Origin of the sequence: Mameliella sp. AT18 (assembly GCF_028807275.1) — a bacterium.
GTDB lineage: Bacteria > Pseudomonadota > Alphaproteobacteria > Rhodobacterales > Rhodobacteraceae > Antarctobacter > Antarctobacter albus.
In genome coordinates this window covers 26,514-44,299 of record NZ_JARAMO010000089.1, presented here as the reverse complement: position 1 = coordinate 44,299, position 17,786 = coordinate 26,514, and the positions used below count along the sequence as shown (strand labels likewise).

The following is a 17,786-nucleotide window of genomic DNA, read 5'->3' as shown; positions in this document are numbered from 1 at the left end:
TAGGAGAAAAGCAGAATTTGGAGGGATCCCGGATGACTGAAGCAACCAAGCTGATGACCAACCTGACCGCCGCCACGCTGGTCGGCGACGCCCCCTATGGATTGACCCAGGATGCTGCCATCGCGCTTGAAGGTGGGCGCATCCGCTGGGTCGGGCCGCGTGGCGACCTGCCGTCAGAGCTGGCCGGGGCCAAGGCCGTCGACATGGGCGGGCGGCTGGTCACACCGGGGTTGATCGACTGCCACACGCATCTTGTGCACGGTGGCAACCGCGCGGCGGAATTCGAGATGCGTCTGAACGGAGCAAGCTACGAAGAGGTCGCGCGCGCCGGGGGTGGCATCGTTTCCACCGTCAAGGCCACCCGGGAGGCTAGCGAAGACGCCTTGCTGCAAGATGCCCTGCGCCGGGCCGATACGTTGATCGCCGAAGGGGTGACCACGCTCGAGATCAAGTCGGGCTACGGACTGGATGTCGAAACGGAACTCCGGATGCTGCGGGTGGCGCGTGCGGTCATGGCCAATCGACCGGTGCGGGTAAAGACATCGTTCCTGGGCGCCCACGCCGTCCCCGCAGAGTACATGGACCGCGCCGATGCCTATATCGACGAGATCTGTATCCCCGCGTTGCGGGACGCCCATGCCGAGGGGCTTGTCGATGCGGTCGATGGGTTCTGCGAGGGCATTGCCTTCTCGCCCGCGCAGATCGCGCGCGTTTTCGATGTCGCCCAAACATTGAATATCCCGGTGAAACTCCATGCCGAACAGCTGTCCAACCTTGGTGGTGCGGCGATGGCGGCAGGCTACGGCGCACTGTCTGCCGATCACATAGAATATCTCGACGAAGCCGGCGTGGCCGCCATGGCCAAGGCCGGTACGGTCGCAGTGCTGCTGCCCGGCGCCTTCTACACGCTTCACGAAACGCAGATGCCGCCGGTGCAGGCCCTGCGCGATCATCATGTTCCCATCGCCCTGGCCACCGACGCCAACCCCGGCTCCTCGCCGCTGACGTCCTTGCTACTTACGCTGAATATGGGCTGCACATTGTTCCGCCTGACACCGGAAGAGGCGCTGCGCGGCGCCACGGTAAACGCCGCCCGGGCGCTGGGGCTTTCCGATGTAGGGACCATCACGGCGGGGCAACGCGCCGAACTGGCGGTGTGGGATATCGCGCATCCCGCAGAGCTTTCCTATCGCATCGGTTTCAACCCGCTGCATTCCCGCATTTTCGGAGACCTTGCATGACAAGCATGACCCTGACCCCCGGAGTCGCGACCTTGGTCGACTTGGCCCGGGTCTACCACGATGAAGCCAGCGTGCGGCTCGATCCGACCTGCCACGCCGGCGTCGCGCGCGCCGCGGCACGGATCGACGCGGCGGCCAATGGCGACGAGGCGGTCTATGGTGTGAACACCGGTTTCGGCAAGCTCGCCTCTGTCAAGATAGCGGCATCGGATACCGCGACCCTGCAACGGAACCTGATCCTGTCGCATTGCTGCGGCGTCGGCGCACCGATCTCGCGGCGCCACGCGCGATTGATGATGGCACTCAAGCTGCTGTCCCTTGGGCGCGGCGCCTCGGGCGTGCGGCCGGAACTGATCACCCAGATCGAAGAAATGCTGGCGCGCGGCGTCACACCGGTGATCCCGAGCCAAGGCTCTGTCGGGGCCTCGGGCGATCTGGCGCCCCTCGCCCATATGGCCGCCGTCATGATGGGCCATGCCGAAGCCGAATACGAGGGAGAGACCCTGGCCGGTGGCGAGGCGCTGAAGCGCGCCGGGCTGACCCCGGTGGAACTGGGGGCCAAGGAAGGGCTGGCGCTGATCAACGGCACACAGTTTTCCACCGCCTTTGCGCTGGCAGGGCTGTTCGACGCCTGGCGGGCGATGCAAGCCGCGCTTGTGACCTCGGCCATGTCCACGGATGCGATCATGGGGTCGACCGCACCTCTGCAACCGGAGATCCACACCCTGCGCGGCCATTCCGGACAGATCGAGGCGGCGGCAACCATGCGTGCGCTTCTCGAAAACTCCGAGATCCGCGAGAGCCACCGAGAAGGCGACACCCGCGTGCAGGACCCCTATTGCATTCGCTGCCAACCGCAGGTGACGGGTGCCGCCATGGACATGCTGCGCATGGCCGGACGCACATTGGAAATCGAGGCCAACGCCGCAACCGATAACCCACTTGTGCTGACCGAGGCCGGGCTGATCGTGTCGGGCGGAAATTTCCATGCCGAGCCGGTTGGCTTTGCAGCCGATATGATCGCGCTCGCGGTGGCCGAGATCGGGGCTATCGCACAGCGTCGCATCGCGCTGATCGTGGACCCGACGCTGAGCTTCGACCTGCCGCCGTTCCTTACGCCGAATCCGGGGCTGAACTCTGGCCTGATGATCGCCGAGGTGACGACGGCCGCCCTGATGAGCGAGAACAAGCATCTCGCCAATCCATGCGTAACAGATTCGACCCCGACGTCGGCCAACCAGGAAGATCATGTCAGCATGGCCGCTCATGGCGCGGTGCGGCTCGGTCGGATGGTTGCCAACCTCGACCGCATCCTGGGGGTCGAACTGCTGTGTGCCGGTCAGGGCATCGAATTCCGTGCCCCTTTGCGGACGAGCGCTCCGCTGACGGCGGTGCTGGATCGGTTGCGCCAGACCGTCCCAGCACTGACCGACGACCGTTACATGGCCCCCGACCTGGAACGCGCAGCCGATCTGGTGCGCTCCGGCGCCTTGCAACAAGCGGCGCAAACGACAATGCCGGAGTTGCGCGCATGACCCCCGTCGAGATTGCCCGCGGCGCAGGCCCCATCGTCCTTGGCCTGCCGCATACCGGAACCTGGGTGCCGGACGACGTGCTGAACAGGCTGAACGACCGCGGACGCGGTCTGGACGACACGGATTGGCATATCCACACGCTCTACGACGACCTGCTTCCCGGCGTCACCACTGTGCGTGCCACCTTCCACCGCTATGTCATCGACGCCAACCGCGATCCCTCTGGGCAGAGCCTGTATCCTGGTCAGAACACCACCGGCCTCGTGCCGCTGACCGATTTTGACGGGCAGTCGATCTGGCACATGGAACCTTCCGAAGCCGACATCGAGGCTCGGCGGCTGGCGTTCCACGCGCCGTATCACGCCGCCTTGCAGGCCGAACTGGACCGGGTACGCGCCGAACATGGCGTTGCAATCCTCTACGATTGCCATTCGATCCGCAGCCACATCCCCTTCCTGTTCGACGGGATCCTGCCGGACTTCAACATCGGGACGAATTCGGGCGTAACTTGCGATCCGTCCATCGAAGCCGCGGTGACGGGCATCTGCGATCGTGCGGAAGGCTACACCTCGGTCCTCAATGGACGGTTCAAGGGCGGCTGGACCACGCGGCACTACGGCCGCCCCGCAGACGGCTTTCACGCCATTCAGATGGAACTGGCGCAATCAACGCACCTGACCGCAGAAGCCCCGCCCTGGAATCTCGACCCGGCCAAGGCCGAAAAGCTGCGCGTTCCCCTGTCCGAAATTCTGACATCACTGGCCGATCTGGCCCCGACCCTTGGAGGCAAACGATGACCAATCCTCGTCACAACATCCGCGACGTCTTTCCCGCCACCGGCCCCGAGATCACCGCGAAAAGCTGGCTGACCGAAGCGCCGATGCGGATGCTTATGAACAACCTGCACCCCGACGTGGCGGAAAACCCGCACGAACTGGTGGTCTATGGCGGGATCGGCCGCGCGGCGCGCACCTGGGCGGATTTTGACATGATCGTCGCCAGCCTCAAGGATCTGGAGGACGATCAGACGCTTCTGGTCCAATCCGGCAAGCCGGTTGGCGTCTTTCGCACCCACAAGGATGCGCCCCGCGTCCTCATCGCCAATTCGAACCTCGTTCCGAACTGGGCAAACTGGAAACATTTCAACGAGTTGGACAAGAAGGGCCTGGCAATGTACGGTCAAATGACCGCCGGCTCGTGGATCTATATCGGCTCTCAGGGCATCGTTCAGGGCACCTATGAAACCTTCGTCGAGGCCGGGCGTCAGCACTACGACGGCAATTTGACCGGGCGCTGGATCCTGACCGGGGGCCTTGGTGGCATGGGGGGCGCACAGCCGCTTGCCGCCGTCATGGCAGGGGCCTGTTGTCTTGCCGTTGAATGCGACGAGACCCGCGCCGATTTCCGCCTGCGCACCCGCTATGTGGATGCCAAGACTCACAGCCTCGATGAGGCGCTGGAGATGATCGACCGCTGGACCAAGGCCGGCGAGGCCAAGTCCGTGGCCCTGATCGGCAACGCGGCGGATGTCTTTCCGGAGCTGGTCAAGCGTGGCGTGCGTCCCGATATCGTGACAGACCAGACCTCGGCCCACGACCCGATCCACGGCTACCTGCCGCAGGGCTGGACCGTCGCTGAATGGCGGCAGAAACAGGAAAGCGACCCGGAAGCCGTGGAAAAGGCCGCGCGCGCATCCATGAAGGTGCATGTGGCGGCGATGGTCGACTTCTGGAACGCCGGCGTGCCGACGCTGGATTACGGCAACAACATTCGGCAGGTGGCGCTGGAGGAAGGGCTGGAGAACGCCTTCGCCTTCCCCGGTTTCGTCCCCGCCTATATTCGCCCGCTGTTCTGCAAGGGCATCGGACCGTTCCGTTGGGCTGCGCTGTCGGGTGACCCGGAAGATATCTACAAGACCGATGCCAAAGTGAAAGAGCTGGTGGACGACCCGCACCTGCACACCTGGCTTGACATGGCGCGCGAACGCATCAGCTTTCAGGGTCTGCCCGCGCGGATCTGCTGGGTTGGCCTAGGTGTGCGGCACAAGCTGGGTCTCGCCTTCAACGAGATGGTGCGCAACGGCGAGCTGAAGGCCCCGGTCGTGATCGGCCGCGATCACCTCGACAGCGGCTCGGTCGCCTCGCCCAACCGCGAGACGGAGGCGATGAAGGACGGCAGCGACGCAGTATCCGACTGGCCGCTCCTGAACGCGCTGCTGAACACCGCTTCGGGCGCGACATGGGTTTCGTTGCACCACGGCGGGGGAGTCGGTATGGGCTTCAGCCAGCATTCCGGCATGGTGATCTGTTGCGATGGTTCCGAAGACGCCGATCGCCGGCTTGCCAACGTGCTGTGGAACGATCCGGCCACCGGTGTCATGCGCCACGCCGATGCAGGCTATGATATCGCCAAGGATTGCGCGAAGGAGCACGGGCTGAACCTGCCCGGCATCCTCTGACGCCAAACCCGCATCGCCGCGGTCAGCCGATCGCGGCGATGCTCAGTACTTCGTGGTCATTCTGTGGCCGCGCCGATGGGTCAGCCGAACCAGCGTGATCGCCTCACCCTGCAACCAGGTCGTGCGTTCGGTGCGAAACAAGGCATTGCCTGCAAAACAGCCCAGGTGATCGGCAAGATCCTGGGTCGCTTCGATAGCCATGAAGCTGATCTCGGCATTGGAGAATGGAATCTCCGACAAGAGCCACTCATTCGGGCCGCTTTTCGAAAAATCCGCCGTCAGCACGCTGGGCACGATTTCGGGGTTTATCCAGCGCTCTTCGTGCTGGTAGGGGATCCCGTCTGCCCAATGCATACAAACGACACGCACCACTTGCTGGCCCTGCGCCAAGGACAAGCGCCCCCTCAACCAGTCCGGCACCTCCTGCAGCGTCCGGTCGATCAGCGCATAGCGGTATTCCGCTCCTTGCGCCTCGATTTCCTCGCGTACGATCGGAATCGAAAACCTCGCCTGGCGGATCGGTGCCATCCGGACACGCGTGCCTGCCTTCCGCTTGCGCTCGATGATGCCCTCGTCCGCCAATTCGCGCATCGCTCGATTGACCGTGGCACGGGCGCAGCCGTATTTTTCCGCCAAGTCCATCTCGTTCGGCATCAGGCTGCCGGGTCGCATCACGCCACGCGCGATTTGATCGAGAAGGTCCGCTTTGACATCCTTGAAGGTCACGGTCATTGGCAATGCCCCTTTATCACTTCAGCCAATCTAACCAATAGACCAACCTAACTATCTGATCTTCGGGTATACAGATTACTGTAGACCTCGATAATGATATACATAATGAAATAAGAGTAGACAATAGGACCGGATCGTGTCGCCAATCCTGAAGATCATACTGTCCCGTCTGGCCATGGGTGTTCTGACGCTGCTGATCGTGAGCGTGCTGATCTTTTCAGCCATCGAACTGCTGCCCGGAGACATCGCGACGGAAACTCTTGGCCAGTCCGCCACGGAAGAAACCATCGCCGCGTTCCGGGAACGCTTCAACCTGAACGACCCGGTCCACCTGCGCTATCTCTATTGGCTGCGTGACGCGGTGCAAGGCGATTTCGGCGTGTCCCTTGCCAACCAGCGCCCGATCTCCGAACTGATTGCCGCACGCGCCGGGAACACCTTTTTCCTGGCAGCCTATGCCGCGTTGATCGCGGTACCGCTGGCGATCGTGCTGGGGATGATGGCCGCACTCTATCGAAACTCGGCCTTCGACAAAGGCGTATCGGGGGCCACTCTCGCCGCGATTTCCTTTCCCGAGTTTTTCGTGGCCTACATCCTCGTCCTGCTGTTTTCAGTCATCTTCGGCTGGTTCCCCAGCCTCGCCAACGTCGATGCGTCTACGGGGCTCGGTGAAAGGCTCTACCGCACCTTTCTGCCCGCTCTGACCCTGACGTTGATTGTGGTCGCGCACATGATGCGGATGACCCGCGCCGCGATCATCAACCTTCTGGCCCTACCCTATATCGAGATGGCGCATCTCAAGGGGATGCGGCGCTGGCGGGTCATAGCGGTGCATGCCCTCCCCAACGCCGTGGCGCCGATCATCAACGTCGTCGCGCTGAACCTTGCCTATTTGGTGGTGGGTGTCGTTCTGGTCGAAGTGGTTTTTGTCTATCCGGGACTCGGGCAGCTTCTCGTGGATGCGGTGTCAAACCGCGATGTGCCGATCGTACAGGCGGCCTGCCTGATCTTCGCGGCCACTTATATCCTGCTGAACATGACCGCCGACATTCTGTCGATTATCGCCAACCCCCGTCTTCTGCATCCGAGGTAACCGACATGACCAAGCTGATGACCAGACTGGGCGACGCCCCGCTGTCCGCTTGGATCGGGATCGTGATCGTCACGCTGATCGCCCTGACCGCAATTTTCGCACCGCTGCTTGCGCCCTTCCCCGAGGTTGAGGTCGTGGGTCCGCAATACAGCCCATGGGCGGCGCCCCATTACCTGGGCACGGATGCGCTGGGGCGGGATGTACTGTCACGAATGATCTATGGCGCGCGCAACACCGTAGGCATCGCGCTTCTGACCACGGCGCTGGCCTTTCTGCTGGGCGCAACCTTCGGATTGCTGGCGGCAACCCTGGGCGGCTGGTTCGACATGATCGCAAGCCGCGTGGTCGATGTGCTTATGGCCATCCCCGCGCTGATCTTCGCCCTACTGGTTCTGACGATCACGGGCACCTCCGTTTTTGCCCTTATCCTGGTGATCGCGGTGTTGGACAGCACCCGCGTCTACCGCTTGTCGCGTGCAGTGGCGCAGGGCATCCTGACGATGGACTACGTCGAAGTCGCCCGGATGCGCGGTGAAGGGCTGTTCTGGATCATACGGCGCGAGGTGCTGCCCAATGCCGCAGCACCGTTGATCGCCGAGTTCGGGCTGCGGTTCTGCTTTGTCTTCCTGTTCATCTCGGCCCTGTCCTTTTTGGGACTGGGGCTGCAACCGCCTATCGCGGACTGGGGCGCGATGGTGCGCGAAAGCGCCAAGCTGATCTCGTTCGCGGATTTTTCCACTTGGCAGACGGCCACCTTCGGATTGGCGCCGCTGCTGCCCGCGGGCGCCATTGCGCTGCTGACCGTATCCGTAAACCTGATTGTCGATTGGGTGCTGCATCTGGCCAGCGGCCTGGAGGATTGACCATGACAGACACGTCGGACCTTTTGCTCGATATCCGCGACCTGAAGATCGAGGGCCGTTCGGGCGGCGACTGGCAACCCATCGTCAAGGGGGTCGGCCTGACGCTGAAACGCGGAGAGATCCTGGGCCTGATCGGGGAAAGCGGCGCGGGCAAATCCACGCTGGGACTCGCGGCCATGGGCTATACCAAGTCCGGTTGCCGGATCGCCGGCGGATCGGTGAAACTCGACGGGCAAGAGCTTGTCGGCGCTCCCGCCGAACGCCTGCGCCAGTTGCGCGGTAAGAGGATCGCCTATGTGGCGCAATCCGCGGCGGCCGCCTTCAACCCGGCATACCGCCTGATCCGGCAATACAGCGAAGCCCCGGTAAAGCACAATGTCATGTCCCGGCAGGAGGCCGAACGCGATGCGATCGCGCTATACCGCGAGATGCAATTGCCCAATCCGGACGAAATCGGGTTCCGCTATCCCCATCAGGTCTCGGGCGGGCAGTTGCAGCGGGCAATGACCGCAATGGCCATGTCCTGTCGCCCGGACCTGATCATCTTCGACGAACCGACGACAGCTCTGGACGTGACCACACAGATCGAAGTTCTGGCCGCCATCCGAAAGGTGGTTCGCGAACATCACACAGCGGCGATCTACATCACGCACGACCTTGCCGTGGTCGCGCAAATGGCAGACCGGGTCAAAGTGCTGCTCAGGGGTGACGAGGTCGAAGAGGCCGAGACAAGGGCGATGCTCTCTGACCCGCGTGAAGACTACACGCGGTCGCTCTGGGCCGTCCGGGATTTCCGCCGCGCTCCGAAATCCCCGGTTCCCGAAGCCGGCCCAATCCTGAAGATAAGCGGAGTAGATGCGTCCTATGGCACGCATAAGGTCCTGGAAGGAATCGACCTTGCCGTCGACCGCGGCCAGACGATGGCCGTCGTCGGAGAGAGCGGCTCCGGCAAATCGACCCTCGCCCGGGTGATCATGGGGCTGCTGTCTCCCGATGCAGGCGACGTCGATCTGGAAGGCGCGGCGCTGCCTCCGCTCAACCGCCAACGGCCGAAGGACGTCCAGCGCCGGGTCCAGATGATCCACCAGATGGCCGACACCGCGTTGAACCCGAAGCATCGCATCCGCGAAGTGCTTGGCCGCCCGCTGGAGTTCTTCCTGGGCATGAAGGGCGCGGCCAAGGAAGCACGCATCCGGGAGCTGCTCTCGTTGATCGAACTCGACCCCGACGCCTTCATCGACCGCTTTCCATCGGAGCTTTCCGGCGGTCAGAAACAGCGGGTCTGTATCGCGCGCGCACTGGCTGCCGAGCCGGACTTCATCATCTGCGATGAGGTGACTTCGGCGCTGGACCAGATCGTCGCCGAAGGCATCCTGCGCCTTCTCGACCGGCTGCAACGCGAAATGGGGCTGACCTATCTGTTCATCACCCACGACCTCGCCACCGTTCGTTCAATTGCCGACTGGGTCGTCGTGATGCAGAAGGGGCGGATCGTCGAACAAGGTCCAAAGGACGAGATGTTCCAGCCGCCACACCACCCCTATACAGAACTTCTGCTGTCGTCGGTTCCCGAAATGGATCCGGACTGGCTGGACGGTGTCCTCAACGAAAGACGCGCGGCCGAGTAACGGCCGCGCGACGGTTCTTTCGGATTGTCTGGTCTTCAGATGTCAACGACGACGCGGCCTTCGGGCCGCGCACAGCAGATCAGGACTTCTCCCGCATCCGGGGCCTGCAGCGGCTCTTCGACATAAGACACCTTGCCCTCCACGAGGGTGCAGCGGCAGGTGTTGCAGATGCCCGAACGGCAGGAAAACGCTGGTTCGAGCCCCGCTTCCTCAGCCAGTTCGAGAATGGTCCGGGTATCGCTGCCCATGTCTGCGGATGCACCGGATTTCGAGAAGACGACCGTGTTTGCGCCTTTCGGGGCTTCGTCGCTTTCGGCGGCCATCGGCACGGTGGTTTCTGTCACGGCCCAAGCGTCCGGATCGGTCAGATTGACCAGGTTCGCAAGCGCCTTTGGCGCGCTGACAGCCGCTTTTGCCGCAGGCGCTCGTTCCGCCGCCATCTTTTCCAGCGAGGTCGCGGTGCCGAAGAATTCGTAGGACACACGGGACCGGGCGATACCGAGGTTCGACAATAGACGGTACATCGCAACCATGAAGGGTGTCGGCCCGCACATGTAGACCTCGTAGTCGTCCAGCGGCAGAAGCGATTGCAACAGCACCTTGTCGATCAGTCCCTCACTGTCGAAACGGCGCTCTGCCCGGTCGCGATCCGTGGGCTGGCGATGCGCCACATGCAACGTGATCCGGCCATCGGAGGCGTCAGAAAGGGCGCGCAACTCATCGCCCAGGGCCTGAACATCGCCGTTTTCGCAGGCATGGAAGATCCAGACCCGCCGCTTGCTGCGGGCCAGCACCTTTGCCATCGCCAGAAGCGGGGTCAGCCCCACACCGCCAGCCAGCAGCAGAACCGGACGCTCGCTTTGCTGATCCAGGACAAAGCCGCCGCGCGGCGGGGCGATCTCGATCTCCTCGCCTTCCTGAACATGGTCGTGCAGCCAGCACGACCCGACCCCGTCCGGCACCTCGCTGCCATCGGGTGCGCATTCCCGTTTGACGGAGATGCGGTGGAAATCGTCCTGCTGCACGTCGCCCGACAGCGAATAGGTCTTGAGGACCGATCCCTCGTCGGTCGGCACCCTTAGGGTCAGGTATTGCCCGGGCTGCGCCTGCCAGAGCGGGCCGCCGTCGATTGGTTTTAGATGAAACGAGGTAATGACCTCGCTTTCACGCACCCGGGCGATAACCCGGAATTTGCGGAACGCATCAGCCATGTCACGCGTCCATCTTGGCGTCGACCATCCGCTCTTCGGCGATCATCGCCTCAAGCTGACGGCGGAAGCGCAACTGACCCGCGTCGATACTCAGGTCGATATGGGGCGATTGCTTTTCGGTCATGCCGATCTGGACCTCGTGCAGGACGGCGCGATCCTCTTCAAAGGCACCGCGCACATCGGCGGCCATCATCTTTGACAGCTCTTCGTCATCGGGGCGGACATTGCGCAGCTGGAACCAGTAATAGCGCGTTTCCGTTTCCGAGGTCGGCGTCATGAAATTGTAGCTGTCCATGACAAAGGTCTTTTCGTGCAGCGGCCCGTCCGGCCCGCCCGTCCCTGCCGGGGTAAAGACCGCGCGGATCAGCGCGTGCGAGGGATAGCGCACCTCGTAATGCTGGAGGCGGTCGCAATTGCCCTCAAACTCCACCACCTTCTTGTAGAAGGGCGCGGGTTCGTGATCCATCATCCAGCGATGCACGATCACGCCGTTTTCCGTCTTGGTGACGCGCAGCGGCGTGTCCTTGGTCGCGGGCGCGGCGAAAGAGCTTTCGTGCACCCAGGCCACATGGCTGGGATCCAGCAGGTTATCGCACATCAGCAGGTAGTTGCACTCGAGCTCCATCGCATCGCCGGAATTGATGCCCCAGTCGGGACTGTCGAAATTCGGGATGTCGATGATTTCCTCTGGGTCCGCCATCGCGGCATTGCCCATCCAGATCCAGACAAGCCCGTATTTCTCGTGGACGGGATAGGGCCGCACTTTCGCCGCCGACGGGATGCGGCCACCTCCGGGCGCCCAGACGCATTGACCGGCGCAATCGAATGTCAGACCGTGATAGCCGCATTCGACCGTATTTCCCTTGATCCGCCCCTTGGAAAGCGGCAGCTTGCGGTGCGGGCAGGCGTCTTCCAGCGCGATGACTTCATCCTCTTCGGTGCGGAAGACACAGATCTTTTCACCCAGTACCTTGATCTGCTGGAGATCCCGCGTAACCTCGGCGCTCCAGGCAGCGACATACCATGCATTGCGTAGAAACATTGGCGACCTCGTCCATTAGATTGGCGTTATTCGCAATATGTCTGATCAAGAGGCCAATAACAGGCAGAAATGATCGAGGATACTTTAGATATCCTGCATGTCGGTCGAGACATCACGGCCCATTGCCATCAACCAGTTCAGAAATTCTCGTGCTTTGGGCTGATGCAACGTCGTCTCGCCCCAGCAGACAAAATACGGTTCAGGCATCGGCAAGCTGTCCTCCGCTAGCCGCACCAGCCGCCCGAGTTCCAGGTCGAAACGGGCAAAGGACTGCTGCGCGAGGACAACGCCCTGTCCACCTGCCGCCGCCTCGAGTGCGGAACTCGACAACGAGTGCACCGCCACCGGTTTGAAGGCGGCTTCCTCTAGGCCGTGCGCCGAAAACCAGTCGGCCCAACGTGGAACCGTGCGGTAGGCCGGGCCCCAGTCGATATCAATCAAGGGCATGTGAAGCAGGCCCTCGACGGACCGCGCCTCGGGATGTTCTTTCAGCAGGGCCGGCGAACAGGCGGGGAAGCAAACATCCGTGAACAATTTCCGGGCATGGGGAAATCTCTGCGCGATGTTTCCGTATGTCAGCCGGAACATTTCGGCCGTCATGTCGGGGTCAGGTTCAAGATGTGTTGCCTCCAGCCGCAGCGGCACGTCGCCGAGATGGGACTGGATGTCGTGCAATAGCGGGTTGAGCCATTTCAGTAGCAGCGTCGGCAGGCCCGATACCTTCAGGTCCGCCCCCATCTTGGCACGCTGAACCAGGGTCTGGGCCATTCGCAACCGGTCGAACCCCTCGGTGACCAGCCGGTGATAGGCCAGCGCCTCGTCTGACAGCGCCGCGCGCCGACCGTCCTTGTTGATCACCTTCATCGACAGGTATTCTTCGAGCACCTTGAGTTGCTGACTGATCGCACCGGATGTTACACCAAGCTCCTGCGCAGCCCCGCCAACAGATCCAAGACGTCCGAAAGCCTCGAATGCCTGCAAGGCGCGCAAAGGGGGCAGATAGGATTTCACTATGGTCTTCCTCCAGAAGAATCCGACTCATGTTAGCTGCACTACACAGTATGACAGGAATACTGAGTTGTCCCGGCCTTATGTCACCTCATACGATATTATGAATAGACATATTGACGGACGCAGATCCAAAACCTTCTCTGCAGGGAGAGAAAAATGACCACATCCATCCACCGACGCACATTGCTTCAGAGTGCAGCGGCCGTCGGCACGCTGGGCCTTCTCGGTCTTCACGGACAGCCCGCGCAGGCGCAGTCCACACCAAAACAGGGGGGAACTTTCCGCCTTGCTATCAATGACTTCGACAGCGGCGAAACGCTGGATCCGCAGGTCAACGAAAGCAAATTCATGCAGAATTTGCAATACCAGATCCGCAATGCGCTGATCGAAGTCGGACCAGGCGGCGTACTGATGCCGGAACTGGCAACCGAATGGTCGAGCAATGATGATTCGACGGTCTGGACCTTCAAGTTGCGCGAAGGGGTTGAATTCCACAATGGCCAGCCCTTCACCGCCGAAGACGCGGTCTTCTCGGTGAATCTGCACCGTGGCGAAAAGACCATCTCGGTGGTCAAGGCGCTGATGGCCGGCGTGACCGATGTCAAGGCCACCGGCCCGCACGAGATGACCATCACGCTGGAAGGCCCGAACAGCGGCTTCCCGGCCGTCCTGTCCATGGCAGCCACGATCGTGGTTCCGGCGGGCACCACGAATTTCGACGAAGGTATCGGAACCGGCGGCTACATCCTGGAAAGCTACGAACCCGGCGTGAAGGCGCGGGTGACGAAGAACCCGAACTACTGGAAAGAGGGCCGCGCGCATTTCGACGCGGTGGAAATCCTGGCGATCCGGGACGTGAACGCACGCACCACTGCGTTGCGCACCGGCGAGGTCGACGCGATGAACGCGGTCGATGCCACTACCGCCCAGCTGATCAAGGCGATGCCCGGGATCGACCTGATCCAGGTGCAGGGCAAGATGCACTACTGCTTCAGCATGAACCTGTCCGAAACCCCCTATCAGGACCCCGACGTCCGTCTGGCCATGAAACTGGCGATCGACCGCGAGGACATGGTGAACAAGATCCTCGGCGGTTTCGGATCGGTCGCCAACGATCAGCCGATCTCGAGCGCTTACCCGAACCACAATCCCACTCTGCCGCAGCACAGCTACGACCCGGAACAGGCCCGGGCGCTGATGAAGAAAGCGGGTGTCGAAGGTCACAAGCACGTCCTGCACGCATCTGAGACGCCGTTTGCGGGCGCGGTGGATGCCGCGCAGCTTTTCAGCCGGCACGCCGCGGCTGCGGGCATCGACATCGAGGTATCGCGCGAACCGGAGGACGGCTACTGGTCCAACATCTGGGGCAAGACGCCGTTTTTTGCTTCGCGCTGGTCGGGCCGCGCCAACGAAGACCTGATGCTGACGCAGGCCTATTCGCGCGCCAGCCTGGGCAGCTGGAACGCGACCCACTGGGACAACGACGCCTTCAACACCGCGCTGATCGCCGCACGGGGTGAAAAGGACGAGGCCAAGCGCAAGGAGCTGTACTGGGAATGCCAGCGCCTCATCCACGAAGACGGCGGCATGATTGCGCCGATCTGGGCCGACATCCTCGATGCGAAGTCGAGCAAGGTCGCCACAGGCGATCAGGTCGCCAGTGATTGGGACATGGACGGCAACCGCGCATCCGAGCGTTGGTGGTTCGCCGCCTGATCCCGACCGGCGGGCCGCCACTCCCCGGCCCGCCACCCCATTGCAAGCGAGGACAGATGACACAGCCCGCCCGCCCGCTCGACACGGTTCTCTCCGCTCTCGCACCGGTCTTCGGTGACAGGCTGTCCACGACCCAGGCGGTCCGGGACCAGCATACGGCGCTGGAAAGCTGGTTGCCGCCCGATGCGCCCGATGCCGTCGTCATGGTGCGCAGCACCGAAGAGGTGGCCGAGGTGCTGAAGCTGTGCAACGCGCATGGCGTGCCCGTCGTGCCCTTCGGCGCGGGGTCGTCAATGGAAGGCCAGGTCAACGCACCGCAGGGCGGGATCAGCCTGGACCTGTCGGGCATGGACAAGGTGCTGTCCGTCAATGCCGAAGACATGGATTGCACCGTGCAATGCGGCGTCATCCGGCAGCGCCTGAACGAGGATCTGCGCGCATCCGGCCTGTTCTTTCCCGTGGACCTTGGCGCCCATGCGACTCTGGGCGGCATGGCGGCGACCCGTGCCTCGGGCACGACGACCGTGCGCTACGGCTCGATGCGCGAACTGGTTCTGGGTCTGACCGTCGTGCTGCCGGATGGCCGCATCGTCAGGACCGGCGGCAGGGCTCGCAAATCGGCGGCGGGCTATGACCTGACCCATCTTTTCGTCGGCGCAGAGGGCACGCTTGGCGTCATCACCGAACTGACCCTGCGGCTGGCGGGTATCCCCGAGGCGACCAGCACCCTGATGTGCAGCTTCGACAATATCGGTGCGGCGACTGCCGCCGTGGTCACTGCGCTGCAATTCGGGCTTTGCCTGAACCGCATAGAACTGGCGGACGCCGTTCAGATGGCCGCGATCAATGCTCATGGCGGGTCGACCCTGCCCGAAGCCCCGACGTTGTGGATCGAGCTGGCGGGGTCGGCAGCCACGGTGGACCATGATGCCGACGTACTGCGGGACCTGGTTCAGGACGCCGGCGCCACCGGCATGGAGCAAGCCGAGAACGCGGAGGCCGCCGCCGCGCTCTGGCGCATCCGGCATTCGGCGCTCTACGCCTCCCGTGCGCTGCGGCCCGGGATCAAGGGCCTGTCGACTGACGTTTGCGTCCCGGTCTCCGCCCTGCCCGCCTGCATCGAGGGCATCACGGAGGTGGTCCGGTCGACCAGCATCCAAGCGCCCCTGATTGGCCATGTGGGCGACGGCAACTTTCACATGGTGCTGCTGTTCGACCCCGAAGACCCCAACGAAACTGCCGAGGCACGCCATATCAATAGCAAGTTGATCGAGCTGGCCCTGTCTCTTGGTGGCACCTCGACCGGTGAGCATGGCGTTGGGCTGGGAAAGAAAGGCTACATGGCCGCTGAACACGGCACCGCGCTGGACCTGATGCGCGATCTCAAACGCTGTATCGATCCGGCCAATATCATGAATCCCGGCAAGATCTTCGATCTGTGACCAAAGGAACGCCAATGAACCCCGACCTGATCCGCCCCGAGATCGCGGCCCTGCCGACTTATAACGCCGGTCTCGCACTCGACCGGTTCCGCGCGCATTACGGCATCGACTGCCAGGCCAAACTGGACAGCAACGAGAACCCCGCGGGCCCCTGCCCGGGTGTCGTGGAGGCGATCCGCGAAGAAGCCACGGGCATCTCTCGATATCCGGATGCAGGCAACGCCGACCTGCGCGGGGACCTTGCCGACGCGACCGGCGCATCCCCCGACCGGATCATTGTCGGCAACGGGTCCGAGGACCTGATCGGCGCACTTTTTCGCACGGTGCTGCGCCCCGGCGACCATGTCGTCACGATCTGCCCCAGTTTCGGCCTGCATGAATTCGGCGCGCTGGCCTGCGGCGCCCATGTCACCAAGGTGCCTTTCGAAGCGGACTGGTCCTTCCCGATCGACGGCTTGATCCACGCGATGTCCAAAGAGGCCCCGCGCGTGCTGATCTTTTCCTCGCCCAGCAACCCGGCCGGACCGGCAATTTCTCCGTCAGACTTCGACGCTGTCCTGAAGGCGACACCGCCCGAGACACTGGTTGTCTTCGACGAAGCCTATCTGGAATACCTCGACGCCGACGCCCGGTTCGATGCCATGGGCCGGCTGGCGGCCGGACCCAACCCGTGGATCGTGCTGCGTACGTTTTCCAAGGCCTACGGCCTTGCCGGGATACGGGTCGGCTATGGCATCGCCTGCGCCCCAGAACTCGTCGCGCAGATGATGAAGGCCCGCAATCCGTTTGGCGTCAATGCGCTGGCGGTCGCCGCCGCGCGGGCAGCGCTGCGCGATCCCGACTACCTCGCCCGGTCGGTGCGATCCGCCATCGAGGGCCGCGCCGCCCTGACCGCCGGACTGACGCAAACTGGCTTTGCCTGCGCCCCGAGCCAGACCAACTTCGTGTTCTTCGATACCGGGCAGACGGCCACCGATTTCGCCGAAGCCCTGCGTCACAAGGGTGTGCTGATCAAACCCTGGCTCGAAGAGCCTTACACCAGCTGGGCCCGGGTGACGGTCGGTACGGCACGGGAAAACCAGTATTTCCTGGACGCGGTCGCATCCATGCGTTGCCCCGCCTGACGGCAACCAGGCCGGCCTGCCAGCCCGTGTCCAAATCATGGGCTGGCAGATCCAGGCGCACTGGCCTTGTGCCGGGCCGCCCGGCCCGGAAAGGACTGTCGGGTGCGACCGTCACGCCAGCCGCACCACCACGCAACGCCCCTTCTGCCCGACGTCGATGCAGCCTCCCTGCCCCAACCCGAAGGCCCCGCACGGCAACGCGTCTTCTGCCAATGTGACACGTCCGTCCATGCACAGAACCCCGGTCTGCCCCGAGCCACTTTCGATCGTTGCCGGACCGTCGATCACCTCGACCGACGCCTTCACATATCGGGGATCGTAGATCAGGTTCAGATTGCGCACTGGTCCATTTACCATGTGGCTGTCGACTGGCGCATCGCCGGAAAAGGTCAACGGCCGGAACGGTCGTGCCCGAAGCACGCCCCCCGGCGCGTGCAGGTCCAGCCCTTGCCCCTCGATCACCGTCAGGATCCGGGTCTGCCCCTCGAAGGCCGAGAACGGCCCATCCGTCGAGACTTCGGCGATGCTGATGCGCCACCGCCATGGCTCGCCCTCGTCGCGCAGGATCTCGTGCGTGACGCCGCCGCCGTTCTTCCAGGCCGTCGTTTTGAAGTCATCGGGCGTCACGATGCGGAACATGACGGGGCGCTCCTTGGTTTTCGGCCGGGGCTGATGCGCTGGCGCGGGGTC

15 protein-coding genes are annotated in these 17,786 nt (G+C 63.1%); 10 read left to right on the top strand and 5 right to left on the bottom strand.

What is annotated here, in order from left to right; translation table 11 throughout:
• Window positions 1–32 precede the first annotated feature (32 nt).
• The 4 genes from hutI to hutU are packed head-to-tail and all read left to right on the top strand — an operon-like array spanning window position 33 to window position 5,234.
• A complete protein-coding gene (gene hutI, locus PVW46_RS12675; protein WP_274576095.1) occupies window positions 33–1,241 on the top strand; it encodes an imidazolonepropionase in 1,209 nt (402 codons plus the stop codon).
• Window positions 1,238–2,776, top strand: a complete 1,539-nt coding sequence (hutH, locus tag PVW46_RS12670; RefSeq protein ID WP_274576094.1) for a histidine ammonia-lyase — start codon at window positions 1,238–1,240, stop codon at window positions 2,774–2,776. Before hutI ends, hutH begins: the two co-directional genes overlap by 4 nt.
• Window positions 2,773–3,573, top strand: a complete 801-nt coding sequence (gene hutG, locus PVW46_RS12665; protein WP_069211777.1) for an N-formylglutamate deformylase — start codon at window positions 2,773–2,775, stop codon at window positions 3,571–3,573. Before hutH ends, hutG begins: the two co-directional genes overlap by 4 nt.
• Window positions 3,570–5,234 carry a urocanate hydratase gene (hutU, locus tag PVW46_RS12660; RefSeq protein WP_274576093.1) on the top strand — a complete coding sequence of 555 codons (1,665 nt, stop codon included), beginning with the start codon at window positions 3,570–3,572 and terminating at the stop codon, window positions 5,232–5,234. The genes hutG and hutU overlap by 4 nt, the downstream gene beginning before the upstream one ends.
• A 42-nt stretch (window positions 5,235–5,276) precedes the next feature.
• Here hutU and hutC read toward each other — a convergent pair whose 3' ends face one another.
• Entirely contained in the window at window positions 5,277–5,966 is a 690-nt protein-coding gene (gene hutC / locus PVW46_RS12655) for a histidine utilization transcriptional repressor HutC (RefSeq protein ID WP_043144438.1), read from the bottom strand.
• A gap of 136 nt (window positions 5,967–6,102) precedes the next feature.
• On the opposite strand from hutC, the gene PVW46_RS12650 reads away from it, so the two are divergent.
• The 3 genes from PVW46_RS12650 to PVW46_RS12640 are packed head-to-tail and all read left to right on the top strand — an operon-like array spanning window position 6,103 to window position 9,550.
• A complete protein-coding gene (locus tag PVW46_RS12650; protein WP_043144439.1) occupies window positions 6,103–7,059 on the top strand; it encodes an ABC transporter permease in 957 nt (318 codons plus the stop codon).
• A 5-nt stretch (window positions 7,060–7,064) separates the two neighbouring features.
• Entirely contained in the window at window positions 7,065–7,922 is an 858-nt protein-coding gene (locus tag PVW46_RS12645) for an ABC transporter permease (protein ID WP_043144440.1), read from the top strand.
• A 2-nt stretch (window positions 7,923–7,924) separates the two neighbouring features.
• The gene (locus PVW46_RS12640; RefSeq protein WP_274576092.1) at window positions 7,925–9,550 is read left to right on the top strand and encodes an ABC transporter ATP-binding protein; all 1,626 of its coding nucleotides are present in this window, start codon (window positions 7,925–7,927) and stop codon (window positions 9,548–9,550) included.
• 35 nt (window positions 9,551–9,585) lie between these two features.
• Here the strand turns inward: PVW46_RS12640 and PVW46_RS12635 are convergent, their stop codons facing one another.
• The 3 genes from PVW46_RS12635 to PVW46_RS12625 form a co-directional block, all read right to left on the bottom strand.
• The gene (locus tag PVW46_RS12635) at window positions 9,586–10,761 is read right to left on the bottom strand and encodes a 2Fe-2S iron-sulfur cluster-binding protein (RefSeq protein WP_274576091.1); all 1,176 of its coding nucleotides are present in this window, start codon (window positions 10,759–10,761) and stop codon (window positions 9,586–9,588) included.
• A gap of 1 nt (window position 10,762) precedes the next feature.
• Window positions 10,763–11,803 carry an aromatic ring-hydroxylating dioxygenase subunit alpha gene (locus tag PVW46_RS12630; RefSeq protein WP_069211774.1) on the bottom strand — a complete coding sequence of 347 codons (1,041 nt, stop codon included), beginning with the start codon at window positions 11,801–11,803 and terminating at the stop codon, window positions 10,763–10,765.
• Window positions 11,804–11,887: 84 nt separating this feature from the next.
• Entirely contained in the window at window positions 11,888–12,814 is a 927-nt protein-coding gene (locus tag PVW46_RS12625) for a LysR substrate-binding domain-containing protein (RefSeq protein ID WP_274576090.1), read from the bottom strand.
• A gap of 156 nt (window positions 12,815–12,970) precedes the next feature.
• Here PVW46_RS12625 and PVW46_RS12620 point away from each other — a divergent pair, with 156 nt between their 5' ends.
• From PVW46_RS12620 to hisC, 3 genes are read left to right on the top strand one after another with little or no spacing between them, the layout of a single operon-like run.
• Window positions 12,971–14,530, top strand: a complete 1,560-nt coding sequence (locus PVW46_RS12620) for an ABC transporter substrate-binding protein (protein ID WP_274576089.1) — start codon at window positions 12,971–12,973, stop codon at window positions 14,528–14,530.
• Between the two features lie 56 nt (window positions 14,531–14,586).
• Window positions 14,587–15,972: an FAD-binding oxidoreductase gene (locus PVW46_RS12615; RefSeq protein WP_274576088.1), complete on the top strand. Its 1,386-nt coding sequence runs from the start codon at window positions 14,587–14,589 to the stop codon at window positions 15,970–15,972.
• Between the two features lie 14 nt (window positions 15,973–15,986).
• On the top strand, window positions 15,987–17,096 hold the full coding sequence (gene hisC, locus PVW46_RS12610) for a histidinol-phosphate transaminase (protein ID WP_274576087.1): 1,110 nt from the start codon (window positions 15,987–15,989) through the stop codon (window positions 17,094–17,096).
• Between the two features lie 111 nt (window positions 17,097–17,207).
• Here hisC and PVW46_RS12605 read toward each other — a convergent pair whose 3' ends face one another.
• Entirely contained in the window at window positions 17,208–17,735 is a 528-nt protein-coding gene (locus tag PVW46_RS12605; RefSeq protein ID WP_069211769.1) for a HutD/Ves family protein, read from the bottom strand.
• Window positions 17,736–17,786: the final 51 nt, after the last annotated feature.

Bases quoted from the DNA above. Each gene is read 5' to 3' on its own strand.
- hutI (WP_274576095.1), top strand. From the start codon at position 33: ATGACTGAAGCAACCAAGCTGATGACCAACCTGACCGCCGCCACGCTG.
- hutH (WP_274576094.1), top strand. From the start codon at position 1,238: ATGACAAGCATGACCCTGACCCCCGGAGTCGCGACCTTGGTCGACTTG.
- hutG (WP_069211777.1), top strand. From the start codon at position 2,773: ATGACCCCCGTCGAGATTGCCCGCGGCGCAGGCCCCATCGTCCTTGGC.
- hutU (WP_274576093.1), top strand. From the start codon at position 3,570: ATGACCAATCCTCGTCACAACATCCGCGACGTCTTTCCCGCCACCGGC.
- hutC (WP_043144438.1), bottom strand. From the start codon at position 5,966: ATGACCGTGACCTTCAAGGATGTCAAAGCGGACCTTCTCGATCAAATC.
- PVW46_RS12645 (WP_043144440.1), top strand. From the start codon at position 7,065: ATGACCAAGCTGATGACCAGACTGGGCGACGCCCCGCTGTCCGCTTGG.
- PVW46_RS12640 (WP_274576092.1), top strand. From the start codon at position 7,925: ATGACAGACACGTCGGACCTTTTGCTCGATATCCGCGACCTGAAGATC.
- PVW46_RS12635 (WP_274576091.1), bottom strand. From the start codon at position 10,761: ATGGCTGATGCGTTCCGCAAATTCCGGGTTATCGCCCGGGTGCGTGAA.
- PVW46_RS12630 (WP_069211774.1), bottom strand. From the start codon at position 11,803: ATGTTTCTACGCAATGCATGGTATGTCGCTGCCTGGAGCGCCGAGGTT.
- PVW46_RS12620 (WP_274576089.1), top strand. From the start codon at position 12,971: ATGACCACATCCATCCACCGACGCACATTGCTTCAGAGTGCAGCGGCC.
- PVW46_RS12615 (WP_274576088.1), top strand. From the start codon at position 14,587: ATGACACAGCCCGCCCGCCCGCTCGACACGGTTCTCTCCGCTCTCGCA.
- hisC (WP_274576087.1), top strand. From the start codon at position 15,987: ATGAACCCCGACCTGATCCGCCCCGAGATCGCGGCCCTGCCGACTTAT.
- PVW46_RS12605 (WP_069211769.1), bottom strand. From the start codon at position 17,735: ATGTTCCGCATCGTGACGCCCGATGACTTCAAAACGACGGCCTGGAAG.